Here is a 15,193-nt window from a genome sequence, read left to right on the forward strand (position 1 = left end):
GCACACAATGAAAACAGTCTCTCTGGGTAAAACGGGGATACGCGTTCCCGTACTGGCTATGGGTGCCGCATCGCTGGGCAGTATTTATCACCCTGTTTCACAGCAGCAGTCCAATGAAACCGTTGCGGCGGCCCTGGCACATGGCGTGAATTACTTCGATGTTGCCCCGTATTATGGGCTGACAAAAGCAGAAAAAGCGCTGGGTTGTGCCTTATCAGGCGTGCCGCGTGCAAGCTATACGCTGGCGACAAAAGTGGGGCGTTACGGAGACGCGTTGTGGGATTTTTCCCGCGAAGCCACCCTACGTAGCATTGAAGAGAGTCTTTCCCGCCTCGGAACCGACTACATCGATGTGATTCAATGCCACGACATTGAATACGGAGACATGCAGCAGTTGGTTGATGAAGCGTTACCCACGCTCAGGAAACTGCGGGATAGCGGTGTCGTTCGCCATATTGGGATCACTGGCTATGACCTGCCCCTGTTGGAGCGCGTAGCCTACGAGCAAAAAGTGGATACGGTGATGGCATACTGCACGTGGACATTGCAGGACCGCCGTCTGGGGCCGGTGGCACAGCGATTAAATGTTGAGGGGATTGGTGTACTGAATGCGTCCCCGCTCTCCATGGGTTTATTAACCCGCAACGGCGCACCGGACTGGCACCCAGCACATGAGGATGTCCAGCGCGTCTGTCGTGCGGTCTCTGCTTTATGTGATGACTATGGCGTCAATATTGCCCAGGTTGCGCTGCAATTTGCCTTAACCACCGCGGCAGAAAATGGCATCGCCTCCACCGTGATTGGCACCGCCAGTGCGGAGAATATGCTGGACAACGTGCGCTGGTGTGAACAACCGCTCGCCCCTGAACTGCTGGCCAGAATCGATAACCTGATGGCGCCAGTGCTCAATATCGGTTGGGATGTGCTGCCTGGAAACGGGGGCAAAGCGCAAAAATGAAGACGCTCGATAGCCACCTTCACCTCTGGGACCCGCAGTTGCTGCACTATGACTGGCTAAAAGATGTGCCCGCGATCAATCGTGCATGTTTACCCACAGAGCTGGCAGCACAGCCTCATGCTCCTGATGCCGTCATTGTGGTACAGGCCGATTGCGCCCCAGAAGACGCGCTTAAAGAGGTCGACTGGATCAACCACCTGGCCGAACGTTCTCCGCTGCGCATTATGGGGATCGTGGCATGGGCGCCGCTGGAAACGGGAGATGCGGTTCGTCCTTATCTGCGGCAGTTGCGGAAACTGCCGCGAGTGGTGGGTATTCGCCGCTCTCTTCAGAACGAGCCGCTGGCTCTGTTCTACGATGCGAATTATCGCGCCGGATTACTCGCCGCAGTCCGTGAGAATTTCACCGTTGATTTATGTGTGAGGGCATCGCAATTAGCCGCAGTTAATGATTTGCTGACCTGGCTTTATCAACAGGAACCTGAGGCGCGTATCGTTCTGGATCATATGGGAAAACCCGGCATCGTACAGCATGAATGGCAAGCATGGGTGGACGGGTTTGACGCCCTCAGTACCTTTCCCAACCTGTCGTGCAAAATTTCGGGATTACCGACCGAAGCAGACTGGCATCAGTGGCAACCGGAGCATCTTAAGCCCTGGATTACGCATGCCATCACGCGCTTTGGCCCGGAACGTTGCTTATTTGGCGGCGACTGGCCGGTCGTAGAACTGGCGGGGGGGTATACACGCTGGCGGCAATGTGTAGAGGCGTGCCTGACGACACTGCAGCCCAAACAACAACAAGCCATCATGGCAGAAAACGCCCGGCGTGTTTATCTGACGGCACCAGGAGGCAAATAATAAAATCAAAATGTGTCTGATGTCGTTTATTCCACTTTACCCTACTGAATAATAAATGAGGAAATAAGCATGTCTGATAATATCAACTCATTACAAGCTGGTCAGATTGATGATAAGCCAGAAATGTTACCCGCCGATAATTTGATGGTGACGGGAAAAAAGAAACGTCTATTACTGGCTTCACTGTTCACTAACTTTTTTGTTTTATTAGCACTCTATTGCGGTGTGATATCTGTTCTGCTTCCGAATCATATTGCGCAAATTGATCCTGCGAATAAGGCAAATAATCTCGCCATCGTCATGACCACCGCATTGTTGTTTACGATTTTTGCACAGCCCATTGCGGGGGCATTGTCCGATCGCTGTCGGTCCAAATGGGGGCGGCGTTCACCATTTATTATTGGTGGCGCTTTGCTGGGTGGATTAGCTATTTTCGGTATTTCCATGACCACCACCGTGGCGGGGATCGCAGTATTCTGGTTAATGGCGGCGGTTTCCCTGAACTGTATGAACGGGCCGCTGGCCACCGTCGTAGCCGATCGTTTTTTACCTGAAAACCGGGGAATCGCCTCGGGATTTGTAGGAGCCGGATCCACGGCAGGCGGGACCGTAGGCATTATTCTGGCCGGTTATCTGGCCTGGAATCTGCAGTTGGGTTATCTGGTCTTCGCGCTAGCGATTGCCGCCTGCTGCGTAGCATTTGTGATGATTAACCGCGAACCGTCTACGCAGAGCCTGCACGTTGAACCCTTCAGGTGGGGGACTTTCTTTAAAAGCTTTTGGGTCAGTCCACGCCATTATCCTGACTTTGGTTGGGCATTTTTCGGTCGCTTCGCGATGTACCTTGGCTATCAGGGCGTCGTCACCTATCAGTTATATATCCTTCAGGATTTCATTGGATTAAGCGTAAAAGACTCTAACTATGCGATCGGGACTATCTCGGTCATCACGCTGGTCACGCTGCTTTTCTCTGGCCTGGTTTCCGGCATCGTTTCTGATAAGCTGCAGAAACGCAAAATCTTTGTTTTTATCTCCAGCATCCTGATGGCGGCGGGCCTGTGCGTTCCGTTGTTTATGCCAACGCTGACCGGCATGTATATCTATGCAGCCATTCTGGGGCTGGGTTACGGCGCATATACCTCCATCGATATGGCATTGATGACCCAGGTTTTACCCGGCGGCGGTAAACAAGCCGGAAAAGACATGGGGATCCTGACCATTGCTACCGTATTACCTCAGTCTTTCAGCCCTATATTATCTGCATGGCTGCTGGCAACGTTTAACAATGATTATTCAGCGCTGTTTATTGCTGCCATTATTTTTGTTTTCGCATCATCATTTTTTGTATTACCGATAAAATCCGTTAAATAACGCCATTTTTGCAGGCGGGAACATACTCAGCGATGAGTGTGAAAGGACTCGCCTGCGCTAAAGACCGGAGTCTTATATATGTCGCAACGTATGATATTAAATGAAACATCCTGGTTTGGCCGCGGTTGCCGGAACCAGCTTATCAATGAAATATCCCGCCGGGGATTTAAAAAAGCACTGATTGTCACCGATAGAGGTCTGGTCACGTGTGGCATAGTGGAAAAAATCACCACGCTGTTAGATAACGCAAAATATGACTGGGCCTTGTTTGACAAGGTGGTTCCCAACCCCGGTATCACCGTTGTTAAAGCCGGGGTCAGCGCATTTCGCGAAAGCGGTGCCGATTTTCTTATCGCCATTGGCGGCGGCTCGCCACAGGATACCAGTAAGGCTATCGGGATTATTATCAATAACCCCGAATTTGGCGATGTTCGCAGTCTGGAAGGCTTTGCGGAGACGAAAAATCCTTGCGTGCCCATTATCGCATTGCCGACTACCGCAGGCACTGCCGCAGAAGTCACCATTAACTATGTCATTACAGATGAAGAGAACCAGCGAAAATTTGTCTGTATTGACCCTCATGATATTCCGCAAGTAGCGCTGGTCGACGCCGATCTGATGGATGCGATGCCCGCTTCACTGAAAGCAGCAACAGGCATTGATGCCCTCACTCACGCAATCGAAGGATATATCACCCTCGGGGCCTGGGAACTGACTGACGCACTTCATCTTAAGGCCATTGAGATGATCGCAACATCACTGCGTGCCGCCGTTACCGGTGACGCAGATGCCATGGCAAAAATGGCGCTGGCTCAGTACATCGCCGGGATGGGGTTCTCGAATGTGGGGCTGGGTCTTGTGCACGGCATGGCGCATCCATTGGGCGCGTTCTATAACACCCCGCACGGCGTCGCCAATGCCATTTTGCTTCCGAGAATCATGGCATGGAATGCGGATTATACGGGGGAAAAATACCGTGACATCGCCAGGGTGATGGGTGTTACCAATGTCGACGGGCTGTCACTTGCCCAGGCTCGCCAGGCCGCTATCGATGCGGTATGGCAGCTCAACAACGATGTGGGCATTCCTGCCGCATTGCAGGATGTTGGGATGATACTTAACGATGTTCCCGCGCTCGCGCTCGCCGCGTTCAATGATGTTTGCACCGGCGGGAATCCACGCACCGCGACCCCTGATGATATCGCCCTTCTTTATCAACAAGCCTTTTACGGACATAAACCGCAATGACGGTACAGGAGAACACTATGACTCAGCCTATTTTCAGCGGGATTATTCCCCCTGTTCCTACGCTCTTTACCGCGCAGGGAGAATTTGACGAAACCGCACAGGCAACACTTATTGAGCATTTGCTGGCTTCGCCGGTCGACGGATTATTCTTTCTCGGCAGCGCGGGTGAATTTGCCCATATGTCCTGCGCACAGCGTCAGCAGGTTGCCGAGTTTTGTCTTAAACAGGTCGCTGGCAGAAAACCAGTACTTATCGGCATTGCCTATTGCGGAACGCAGCAAACGATTGATGCAGGCCACCATGCTATGCAGGCGGGTGCACAGGGCGTGGTAGTGGTGAATCCCTGGTATAACCCGTTGAGTGATAGTAACCTGCTGCAACACTTCAAAATGATAGCCGGGGCACTTCCCCTTCCTATTATTCTCTATAACTTCCCGGCACTGACTGGGCAATCTATCCCAGTTTCTATTATTAAAGAGCTGGCTATCAGCTGCCCCAATATTGTGGGTCTGAAGGATACCGTCGATACGCTTTCGCACATTCGCGAAACGCTGCATGCAGTGAAACCGATGCGACCTGATTTTGCCGTGTTCGCGGGCTACGATGAATATTTGCTGGGGACGCTCATCCTCGGCGGTGATGGCTGCATTCCCGCCAGCGCAAACTTCGCGTCACAATTGACCTGCGGTATCCTTGATGCCTGGCGTCATCAGGATCTCACTCGCGCAGTGGCACTACAGCAATCTCTCTCCTGGATCCCACCACTCTATGCGCTGGATTTGCCTTTTTATAATGCCGTGAAATATGCGTTACAGCTGATTGGCCTGGATATTACGGTTTATTCACTGCCACCCGCCTCGCCGTTAACGGAAGATATGAAAGCGGAAATTAAACGTATTCTGCGCCGTGCTGGCGTCATTGATGGTAAGGATGAATGAAATGGGAAACGTTCGTCGCTTTGGTTGCGTAGTGAAAGTACATCCAGAAAAGCTGGATTATTATAAAGCGCTGCATGCCAATCCCTGGCCGGAAGTCAACGCCATGATTAAAGAATGCCACCTGCGTAATTTTTCCATTTATTACAGAAGTGGTTTTTTATTCAGTTATCTTGAGTACGACGGTGACAATTATGAAGCCGATCAGCAAAAAATGGCTGCACATTTAAAAACCCAGGAATGGTGGAAAGAAACCTCCCCTTGCCAAATTGCGCTCGAAGGCGAATCAGAGGGCACTCTTTGGGCTGAAATGGAAGAAATTTACCACCTGGATTAACACAATAATAAATATTCCTCGCCCTGCGTTTTATATCGTGCAGGGTTCTTCCCTTTTTATGATAGTGAGTGAAGAAAATAGAATGAAAATTACCTCTACAGCGCTAATTAGTTTTGGTTTGATAAACCTGCTCACCATTCCCTATGCTTTTTCCGCCAATAATTTAACTATCGACGAGCGTCTTAATCAGCTTGAAATACGGTTACAACAGGCAGAAAGCAGAGCCGACTTCGCGGAGAAGAAAAATAGTCAACTTGCGGCGCAGTTAAAAAAATCTGAAGGCACCTCGCAGGAAACACAAAAAAATATCCAGGGGCTGGAAGAACGCACCCAGCGTATTGAAAAAATTACCCCCGATGAAGACGATTACTTTGAGCTTCACGGCTACGCCCGAGCGGGTATGATGACCAATCATAACGCCCGCCACACGCAGGGGGGGCCTTTTATGACGCCTGCCGGACAAAGCGGTGGCGCAATTGGCCGCCTGGGGAACGAACCGGATACCTACGTTGAAGTTTATCTCGAGAAGAAAAAAAGGCTGGAGAACGGTGCAACGACTCGCTTTATGACCATGATTGCCGACCAACAAAAAAGTTATAACGACTGGACGGCGGAATCGAGCACGTTGAACGTCAGCCAGGCATTTGCTGAAATCGCCTCGCTACCGAGTTTTAGCGGTCCCTTTAAAGACACCACCTTATGGGCCGGAAAACGTGTCGATCGCGATAATTTTGAAATTCCCTGGCTGGATTCTAAATTTGTTGCCCTCAACGGAACCGGTGGCGGTATTTATGATATTCGCTGGAGCGAAAATAGCCGCAGTAATTTCTCTTTCATTGGCCGTAGTTTTGGCGATGTCGATATCTTTAATAATGACGTGCAAAACTATGTGCTGACGGCCAACAACTATTTTGGCCCGGTACAACTGTTTGTCAGTGGGATGCAGGCAAAAGACAATGAAGAGCGGGAAACACTTAGCGGCTATAAAGTATTTAATGCCGCCAATAAGGGGTATACCGTTCTGCTGGGCTATCAGGCTAATAGCTTTTATGGCCTGACTCAGGGTGAAGCCCGAAGTGCCCTTTCATGGGGTACGGGCCTTGGCGCTGAAGTGAAAAATATCGGTACGGACCCGGCTCTATTATCAGATGCAAATACACTGCGTCTGGCAAGCTATGGCATCGTTAACCTTTCCCGCAACTGGGATTTTGCCCCTTCACTGCTGGCACAACTCAGTACCGATCGTTACGTTAAGGGCGATGATTATCGCTGGATAACGCTGAATGGTCGATTCATGCAGAATATTACACAAAACTTCGCCTTGGGTTATGAAGCGACATGGCAATATATGGATCTCGATCCGAATGGTTATCAGGAATATCAGAAGGTGCATGGCAACTTTTATAAGCTGACCTTTGCCCCGACGTTTCGACCTGATGATATCTCTCCCTTCTTTACCCGCCCAGAGCTTCGTATCTTTGCGTCATGGATGAACTGGGATAACGCTCTGGACAATTACAGCCCTACGGACACCTTTGGCCAGAAAGGCTTTACGGCTGGCGGAGAGTGGACATTTGGTATCCAGATGGAGACCTTTTTCTAAGAGTTACAGAACGGCCTTTAGAGATCGGGGCCGTTCTTTTTTCTGCGTTATTCCGGTATTCCCGTTGAATTCTGTTTTTCCCTACGCCGGAATTCACGGGGTGAAAGCCCAACTCCACGGTGAAAGTCACGTGAAAAATGGAGTGGATCGTTATATCCCACCAACCCTGCAATTTTACCAATGGTATCCTCCGTTTCGACCAACATTCGCCTGGCCTGAGAGAGGCGATAATTCTTCAACCATTTTAACGGACTTTGATCAAATGTTTCCTGAAAGAGGCGAAATAGCTGCGATTTACTGACCTGGCAATACTGCATAAATTTTTCGATATCCCACTCATCATTATAGTGACTGTGGATGTGATAGATTAAATGCCCCAGTCCCCGGTGCGTAATAAGAAGAGAATCATCGGTTTGCTGGCTACGATTTCTGAGCAGCAGGTAAATAAGCTGAGAACATAAAGCATCGCAGTGGGCATCAGAAACCAGAGAGTGGCTTTTCATCAGCGCAAATAACTGATAATAAATATCGGTAACCTCTTCTGGCTCATTGAACTCAAAAACAGGTTCACTGAACACATTAAGAATGTGCATGATATTATTCATCTTGGAACTTTCTATTCTCAGCCAGAGAATCTCCCAAGGTTCTGTGCTGTCTGGATAATGCCCATGAGGTAATCTGACCGGTAACCAGGCAAGGTCACCTTTTTTTACGGGATAGGTCTTATTGTTAAACTGAATAACCCCCTTCCCCTTCAGGCAAAATATGAGTTCATGACCAACCACTGACTGACGTTGAATATGATAATTCGCATGCGTTCGAATATGGCCAGCCCGCATAATACGATAGTTAACTAATGTCGAAAACTCTTCTGATTCCCGATACCAGTTTTCTATCACTTGTGTTTTTTGCACGAGTGTATTCATACGCCCTCCAGGAAATTAATAATTCATTTTAAGCTGCTGACATATGAAACGCTATATGAAGTTCGCCAGGGACTGCATGTATATTTGACCCGGTTCACAACTCTATCAAAACATTAAACACATAAGACAAAATCATGATGAGTAAAACATGTATGATAAATAACAACCGCCACGATAAGATGCGAATCGCCCCCCCGGACGTAAAAAAATGCTAAAAACTCGCAACCTACAGACATGTCAACACATTTGTCATGCTAAAAACGCATAGCGATAAACATACTTGCATTTTTCCTGTACCCACACCGCTGATAAGGTCGTTACGTATCGGTCCTATTAGACCTGTTACAGCAAACACACATCACAAAAAATAACGGGGCTCGCAATGGCGATACATGGACAAGAAGCGGCTCTGCCGCAGGCGGTAGAGAAAGTGGGGATTAAGGGATATCTCGCATTCTTTCTCACCATCATTTTCTTTTCTGGTGTTTTTTCCGGAGGCGATGGCTGGTGGCGTGTTTTTGATTTTAGCGCACTAAATGGCTCATTCGGCCAACTCAGCACCAGTACCGCACAAAGTACCGCGACATTTCGCGGTGTGAATGGCGCTGGCGCAAAAGATGGTTTTCTCTTTGCGCTGGAACTCGCCCCTTCGGTGATCCTCTCACTGGGTATTATTGCCATTACCGATGGACTGGGGGGATTGCGGGCAGCACAACAATTGATGACACCAGTACTGAAACCACTATTGGGGATACCCGGTATCTGCTCACTGGCCCTGATTGCCAATTTGCAAAATACTGATGCCGCTGCCGGTATGACGAAAGAGCTGGCGCAGGAAGGTAAAATTACCGAGCGTGATAAAGTCATTTTTGCGACCTACCAGACCAGCGGTAGCGCCATCATCACCAACTACTTTTCTTCCGGTGCCGCTGTCTTCGCCTTTCTCGGAACTTCAGTTATCGTCCCGCTGGCCGTTATCCTGATATTCAAATTTATTGGCGCCAATCTGTTGCGAACCTGGATCAATCTCGAAGAACGTCGTCACCCGGAACAAGGAGCACAGTCATGACCACGCAGGTGAAGAAAAATGTCATGGATATGTTTATCGATGGTGCTCGCCGGGGTTTTACTATCGCGACGACCAACCTCTTACCCAATGTTGTCATGGCATTCGTCATTATTCAGGCACTCAAAATTACCGGGCTACTTGAATGGGTCGGCAATATTTGTCAACCCATTATGGCGCTGTGGGGACTTCCTGGTGAAGCAGCTACCGTTCTGCTGGCCTCGCTGATGAGCATGGGCGGCGCGGTGGGTGTATCAGCCAGTCTGCTCACTGCGGGGGCGTTAAACGGCCATGACGTCACGGTACTGTTGCCGGCTATTTATCTGATGGGCAATCCGGTACAAAACGTTGGCCGTTGCCTCGGGACTGCCGAAGTCAGTCCTAAATACTACCCGCATATCATCGCCGTTTGCGCCATCAACGCGCTACTGTCGATCTGGGTAATGCAGTTCATTGTGTAGGAAGGAATAATTATGGCTGATTTATCTGCAGCGAATTTCACGCTGTTACAGGGTGCGCACGTCTATGCACCGCAGGATCGGGGAATATGCGATGTGCTTCTGGCCAACGGCAAAATTATTGCCATTGAGACAACCATCCCGACGGACATTGTGCCTGACTGTACCGTGGTTAATCTGGATGGTCGTATCCTGAGCCCCGGTTTTATCGATCAACACGTTCATTTAATTGGCGGTGGCGGGGAAGCTGGCCCGACCACGCGTACACCCGAAGTCACATTAAGCCGCCTGACGGAAGCGGGGATCACCACGGTTGTTGGCCTGTTGGGGACCGACTCTGTTACGCGACACCCGGAATCTCTGCTGGCCAAAACCCAGGCGTTGAATGAAGAAGGCATCACCGCCTGGATGCTGACCGGGGCATACCATGTTCCTTCACCGACCATCACCGGTGCGGTGGAGAAAGACGTGGCGCTTATCGACCGGATCATCGGCGTAAAATGCGCGGTATCCGATCACCGCTCTGCTGCACCGACGGGCGATCTACTGGCGAAAATGGCGGCGGAGTCCCGCGTCGGCGGACTGCTTGGCGGGAAACCTGGCGTCAGCGTGTTCCATATGGGGAGCAGTAAGAAAGGGCTACAGCCGCTTTACCATATTCTGGAAAACAGCGATGTCCCGATTGGTAAATTATTGCCGACTCACGTCAACCGCAGTGAATATCTGTTTGAACAGGCCATTACCTTCGCACTTCAGGGCGGCACCATCGATATTACCAGCGGGATTGCCGGCCCGGTGACGCCCGCTGAGGGGATTGCCCGCGCAGTTAAAGCAGGTGTGCCATTGAGTCAGGTCACGCTAAGTTCTGATGGCAACGGTAGCCAACCACGTTTCGATGCTGCTGGTAATTTGACGGGTATCGGTGTTGCCGGTTTCGAGAGCCTACTTGAGACGCTGCATAATCTGGTTAAGGTACACGATTTTACACTTACCGATGCTCTGCGCCCGCTAACCAGCAATGTGGCGAAATTTCTCAGTTTTAGCGGGAAAGGCGAAATTGCCCTTGGTAACGATGCTGATATGGTGGTTATGACGCCGGAACTGGTTATTGAACAGGTATACGCGCATGGGAAACGCATGGTTGATAGCGGAAAAGCCTGTGTGAAAGGCACATTCGAATCGGCATAAGCCCTTGTCAGCCGTACCAATGAACGTAAAATGATCGCTTGTGCGGCTGACAGAGTAACCCTAATGGATGTAAGTGGTGCAATTTTGCATAATATCGAAACGAAATGGCTTTATGACTTTCTGACACTGGAACAGTGTCGAAACTTCTCCCAGGCAGCCATCATCCGCAATGTCTCACAACCCGCATTCAGTCGGCGGATCCGCGCCCTTGAAACTGCCGTCGGCGTAAAGCTTTTCAATCGCCAGATTTCACCTTTGCAGCTTTCCGAACAGGGGAAAATATTCCACTCTCAGGTGCGCCAGTTACTCCAGCAACTTGAAAGCAACCTCGCAGAACTTCGCGGTGGCAGTGATTATATGCAGCGAAAAATCAAAATCGCGGCCGCGCACTCCCTCTCACTGGGTTTACTACCACGCATCGTCAGAGACATGCCTGGACAGTTCACGTACTCGGTCGAAGCCATCGATATTGATCAGGCGGTCAATAAATTACGCGAAGGGCAAAGCGATTTTGTTTTCTCCTATTATGACGAAAACCTTCTTCAGGAGCCTTTTGCCAATATCCGTTTATTTGAATCGCACCTGTTTCCCGTTTGCGCCAGTGATGAACAAGGGCAAGCACGGTATTCTCTGACACAAGCGAATTTTCCCCTACTTAATTACAGCCAGCATTCCTATATGGGCAGGCAGGTTAACCGCATGCTCACTAGCCATGTAGAGTTAAATTTCAGCACGTTTTTTGTGTCTTCGATGAGTGAATTACTTAAAAAAGTGGCGCTGGACGGGTGTGGTATTGCCTGGTTGCCGGAATATTCTATCCGTCAGGAAATTCTCAGCGGCGAATTGATCGTGCTGGACAAAAGCTCTCTGGTCATACCCGTTCAGGCCTATGCATGGCGAATGGATACCCGCATGAGCCTGGTGGCGGAAAGCTTCTGGCGAGAACTGCGGTCGCTGAATACGGTTCCCTGAAAATAGCTCAGGCAACTATTCGTTGTTGATGCATGGGGGTAATCTGCGTATCCGGCCAGGATTCGTACCAACGAATGGCGGCACGTACCAGTGACTCGGTGGAATCAACAAAGGAACAGCTAAACGCTTTCTCATTCCCGACCATAACAAGCGGTATTTCTGTACAGCCCATAATTATTCGCTGCGCACCCTGCGAAATCAGACGTTCAATTTGCGGAAACAACCTTTTTTGCGCCTCTATTTTATCACCGCATTTCATGGCATAAATCGCCTTCATAACTTCAGCCTGGCTTACATCTTCCGGTTGCAGCAAGTCAATTCCTCGCACTCGGGTCTGTCTCTGATATAAACCAGTTGCCAACGTGGCGTTGGTTGCCAGCAGGCCAACACGCGTGGTTGATAACGGGATGTCACTTAACGTCGCGTTGAGAATGCTGATCATCTCGACTTTTGCAACCGCCTGGAGATCCTCAAACCAGTAATGCGCCGTATTACAGGGGATAATAATGCACTCCGCCCCAGCATCCTCCAGCATATGCAGATAACGTTCGAGATGGCGATAAGGCGAAGGGCCGCCGGATAACAAACAGGTGGTGCGATCGGGGATATCCGGAATGGAACTCACAATCAGTGGGATATGCTGTTGATCGCAACTGGCATGACGTAAATAAACAAACTTCTCTAGCATGTCTGCTGTCGCCGCTGGCCCCATCCCCCCCAAAATACCAATCGTATGTTTCATGACTTATCTCATATATTCGGTTAGGTTCAGGAACACACTATCAGTTTGAGATTAATGACAAAAATGCCGTTTTAGCTGCGGTTATGCATAAAATTCATAGCGCCGTTTGGTTTGGCTAGAGGAACTCATTGAAAACGCGTTGAATGGAGGATTCCTGCTCTTTAAGGAAACATTCGGTATTTCAATGAAAGATACATTTAAAACCTGAGGTCTTCTTGAGTTAATCAACTCATTTGTTGGGCTGATAATGGTATTAATTCTGAATCTGTTTGTTGCATAACAAATAAATTCTAATTCTGGATATCCGTCTATTCAGGGCTTTATAAGCCTATATTCCTATCCGATACGTATATGTACTCTACGTTATTAGCACAGTATTTTTTATTTTGGATACATTCACCTATAACGAAAACTTCGGGTAAGCCTTATTTAGAAAGGCTTACCCGGTTCCAGAAATGTTATTACCATGCAGTACGATACAATTCGCTAATCTCTGCAAGGGTAACTTCACGCGGATTCCCGCCAGTGCACACATCCTCTAATGCGGCCTGCGCCAGAGCAGGAATATCCTCCTTGCGCACACCGACATCACGCAAATGTGGTGGAATACCAACATCCCGATTCAGCGCAATGACCGCGTCAATGGCCGCATCACGTGCCGCGGCCAGGCTCAGCCCGTCCGTTTTCACGCCCATTGCCCGCGCAATATCACGGAACTTTTCACCGGTATACCCGGCGTTGTAGCGCATCACATGTGGCAGCAGAATCGCATTGGCCACACCGTGTGGTGTGTTATAAAATGCGCCAAGTGGATGCGCCATACCATGAACCAGCCCAAGCCCGACGTTGGAGAATCCCATCCCGGCAACATATTGCCCCAGCGCCATCGCTTCACCGGCATCACTATCCCCCGCCACCGAACCGCGTAATGCCCCGGCAATGATATCAATCGCCTTGATGTGTAACGCATCCGTCAATGCCCAGGCCGCACGCGTGGTATAGCCTTCAATTGCGTGAGTCAGCGCATCCACACCTGTTGCTGCCTTCAGTGCCGGTGGCATACCATCCATCATATCCGCGTCAATAAAGGCCACCTGAGGAATATCATGCGGATCGACGCAGACAAATTTACGTCGGTTTTCTTCATCAGTTATCACGTAATTGATGGTGACTTCCGCTGCGGTGCCTGCCGTCGTCGGAATCGCCATGATAGGCACGCTCGGTTTGCGTGTGGGTGATAGCCCTTCCAGGCTGCGAATATCGGCAAACTCAGGGTTATTACTAATGATACCAATCGCTTTACAGGTGTCCTGAGGTGAGCCACCGCCAATAGCGACCAGATAATCAGCGCCGCTTTGCGCGAACGCGTGCAACCCTTCTTTCACCACCGCGATCGTCGGGTTGGGGACCACACCGCTAAAAATCGCCCATTCCAGACCTTCACTCGCCATTTTGTCCGTGACCTTACTTACCACGCCGCACTGTACCAGCGTTTTGTCAGTCACAATCAAAGCCTTGCGATACCCACGGCGTTTGACTTCATCCGTCAATGCCCGTACCGCGCCCCGGCCAAACCAGGCCGTCTCATTTAAAATCATTCTGTTCGCCATTGACCCTCTCCTTCACAACCGGTGACATCACTCTTCAATGCGTAGCCCATAGGTTTTAAATTTCTCCAGCACGATGGCGATGGCGCTATCATCCAGCACCGGAACCGGGTCGCTGATGGCAAGCGTTGAGAGATAGAGATGGGCCAGCACTTCCACTTCATGCGCCAGCCAGAGCGCTTTCTCAAGGTTTGCTTCGCAGGCGATTAAGCCATGATGCTGAAGCAGCGTCGCCTTGCGATTTTTTAGCGCAACAGCGACATACTCCGAGAGCTCACGCGTCCCGAACGTCGCGTAAGGCGCACAGGGGATAGAGTTACCTCCGGCGGCGGCAATCATGTAGTGAATAGCCGGGATCGGGCGGTTAAGAATAGACACGGCGGTACAGTGAATCGCATGATTATGGACGACGGCCTGCGCATCGGGCCGCGTCTGGTAAGCGGCCATATGAAAACGCCACTCACTGGAAGGCAGCTTACCCTCTTCATGCTGACCGTCCGCATCAATATAGACAATCTGTTCTTCGGTCAGCTTTTCGTAAGGTATGCCCGTCGGGGTAATCAGCATTCCCCCATGATAACGCACGCTCACATTCCCCGCGGTCCCCTGGTTCAGGCCCAGGCGGGTCATTTCCAGACAGGTATCGATAATCTGCCGCGCCAGTCTGTTTCGTTCCATTTCTTACCTCTCTTAGTGATTCAAAAACGGCAACAGGCGCTTTTGTTGAGCGCTGTTGAAGACGTTGAATAATGGAACCATCATCGTATTGAACAGTAATAAAGGAATTTACATCACGTTATTTTGTGAGCCAGGTCAATTAATCCATGCCCGTAACTCGCCTTATGCGATGATTTAATAAAAACAAAATGACCGCTCTTAAAAATATTCATTAAAACGGTCATTCATATTTATTTTTCAGAGG

The 15,193-nt window shown here is 49.9% G+C and carries 15 protein-coding genes and 1 pseudogene; 12 read left to right on the forward strand and 4 right to left on the reverse strand.

Going from position 1 to position 15,193, the window contains the following annotated elements:
* Window positions 1-7 precede the first annotated feature (7 nt).
* From ACWWFX_RS19455 to ACWWFX_RS19485, 7 genes are all read left to right on the forward strand, one after another.
* Window positions 8-958 carry an aldo/keto reductase gene (locus ACWWFX_RS19455; RefSeq protein WP_473224529.1) on the forward strand — a complete coding sequence of 317 codons (951 nt, stop codon included), beginning with the start codon at window positions 8-10 and terminating at the stop codon, window positions 956-958.
* Window positions 955-1,818: an amidohydrolase family protein gene (locus tag ACWWFX_RS19460; protein ID WP_473224530.1), complete on the forward strand. Its 864-nt coding sequence runs from the start codon at window positions 955-957 to the stop codon at window positions 1,816-1,818. The genes ACWWFX_RS19455 and ACWWFX_RS19460 overlap by 4 nt, the downstream gene beginning before the upstream one ends.
* 69 nt (window positions 1,819-1,887) lie before the next feature.
* A complete protein-coding gene (locus ACWWFX_RS19465; RefSeq protein ID WP_473224531.1) occupies window positions 1,888-3,189 on the forward strand; it encodes an MFS transporter in 1,302 nt (433 codons plus the stop codon).
* Between the two features lie 78 nt (window positions 3,190-3,267).
* Window positions 3,268-4,437, forward strand: a complete 1,170-nt coding sequence (gene fucO, locus ACWWFX_RS19470; RefSeq protein ID WP_473224532.1) for a lactaldehyde reductase — start codon at window positions 3,268-3,270, stop codon at window positions 4,435-4,437.
* A gap of 17 nt (window positions 4,438-4,454) precedes the next feature.
* On the forward strand, window positions 4,455-5,375 hold the full coding sequence (locus ACWWFX_RS19475; RefSeq protein WP_473224533.1) for a dihydrodipicolinate synthase family protein: 921 nt from the start codon (window positions 4,455-4,457) through the stop codon (window positions 5,373-5,375).
* Window position 5,376: 1 nt separating this feature from the next.
* Window positions 5,377-5,709: an L-rhamnose mutarotase gene (locus ACWWFX_RS19480; protein WP_473224534.1), complete on the forward strand. Its 333-nt coding sequence runs from the start codon at window positions 5,377-5,379 to the stop codon at window positions 5,707-5,709.
* A gap of 82 nt (window positions 5,710-5,791) precedes the next feature.
* Entirely contained in the window at window positions 5,792-7,312 is a 1,521-nt protein-coding gene (locus tag ACWWFX_RS19485; protein WP_473224535.1) for a carbohydrate porin, read from the forward strand.
* A 47-nt stretch (window positions 7,313-7,359) separates the two neighbouring features.
* Here the strand turns inward: ACWWFX_RS19485 and ACWWFX_RS19490 are convergent, their stop codons facing one another.
* The gene (locus ACWWFX_RS19490) at window positions 7,360-8,226 is read right to left on the reverse strand and encodes a helix-turn-helix transcriptional regulator (RefSeq protein WP_473224554.1); all 867 of its coding nucleotides are present in this window, start codon (window positions 8,224-8,226) and stop codon (window positions 7,360-7,362) included.
* 394 nt (window positions 8,227-8,620) lie between these two features.
* On the opposite strand from ACWWFX_RS19490, the gene ACWWFX_RS19495 reads away from it, so the two are divergent.
* From ACWWFX_RS19495 to hypT, 4 genes are all read left to right on the forward strand, one after another.
* Window positions 8,621-9,307, forward strand: coding sequence for a nucleoside recognition domain-containing protein (locus ACWWFX_RS19495; RefSeq protein WP_473224536.1), 687 nt, complete (start codon window positions 8,621-8,623; stop codon window positions 9,305-9,307).
* Entirely contained in the window at window positions 9,304-9,765 is a 462-nt protein-coding gene (locus tag ACWWFX_RS19500) for a YjiG family protein (protein ID WP_473224537.1), read from the forward strand. Before ACWWFX_RS19495 ends, ACWWFX_RS19500 begins: the two co-directional genes overlap by 4 nt.
* A 12-nt stretch (window positions 9,766-9,777) precedes the next feature.
* The gene (gene iadA, locus ACWWFX_RS19505) at window positions 9,778-10,950 is read left to right on the forward strand and encodes a beta-aspartyl-peptidase (protein WP_473224538.1); all 1,173 of its coding nucleotides are present in this window, start codon (window positions 9,778-9,780) and stop codon (window positions 10,948-10,950) included.
* 63 nt (window positions 10,951-11,013) lie between these two features.
* Window positions 11,014-11,922: a hypochlorite stress DNA-binding transcriptional regulator HypT gene (hypT, locus tag ACWWFX_RS19510; RefSeq protein ID WP_473224539.1), complete on the forward strand. Its 909-nt coding sequence runs from the start codon at window positions 11,014-11,016 to the stop codon at window positions 11,920-11,922.
* Between the two features lie 7 nt (window positions 11,923-11,929).
* Here hypT and cuyB read toward each other — a convergent pair whose 3' ends face one another.
* Complete coding sequence (gene cuyB / locus ACWWFX_RS19515) at window positions 11,930-12,664, reverse strand: cysteate racemase (RefSeq protein ID WP_473224540.1); 735 nt, start codon at window positions 12,662-12,664, stop codon at window positions 11,930-11,932.
* A gap of 142 nt (window positions 12,665-12,806) precedes the next feature.
* On the opposite strand from cuyB, the pseudogene ACWWFX_RS19520 reads away from it, so the two are divergent.
* Window positions 12,807-12,944, forward strand: a pseudogene (locus ACWWFX_RS19520) (GntT/GntP/DsdX family permease); the annotation flags it as partial.
* A gap of 181 nt (window positions 12,945-13,125) precedes the next feature.
* Here ACWWFX_RS19520 and fucO (ACWWFX_RS19525) read toward each other — a convergent pair.
* On the reverse strand, window positions 13,126-14,274 hold the full coding sequence (gene fucO / locus ACWWFX_RS19525; RefSeq protein ID WP_473224541.1) for a lactaldehyde reductase: 1,149 nt from the start codon (window positions 14,272-14,274) through the stop codon (window positions 13,126-13,128).
* Window positions 14,275-14,301: 27 nt separating this feature from the next.
* Window positions 14,302-14,949, reverse strand: coding sequence for an L-fuculose-phosphate aldolase (gene fucA / locus ACWWFX_RS19530; RefSeq protein WP_473224542.1), 648 nt, complete (start codon window positions 14,947-14,949; stop codon window positions 14,302-14,304).
* Window positions 14,950-15,193 lie beyond the last annotated feature (244 nt).

The organism is Pseudocitrobacter sp. 2023LY-00077 (assembly GCF_055796175.1).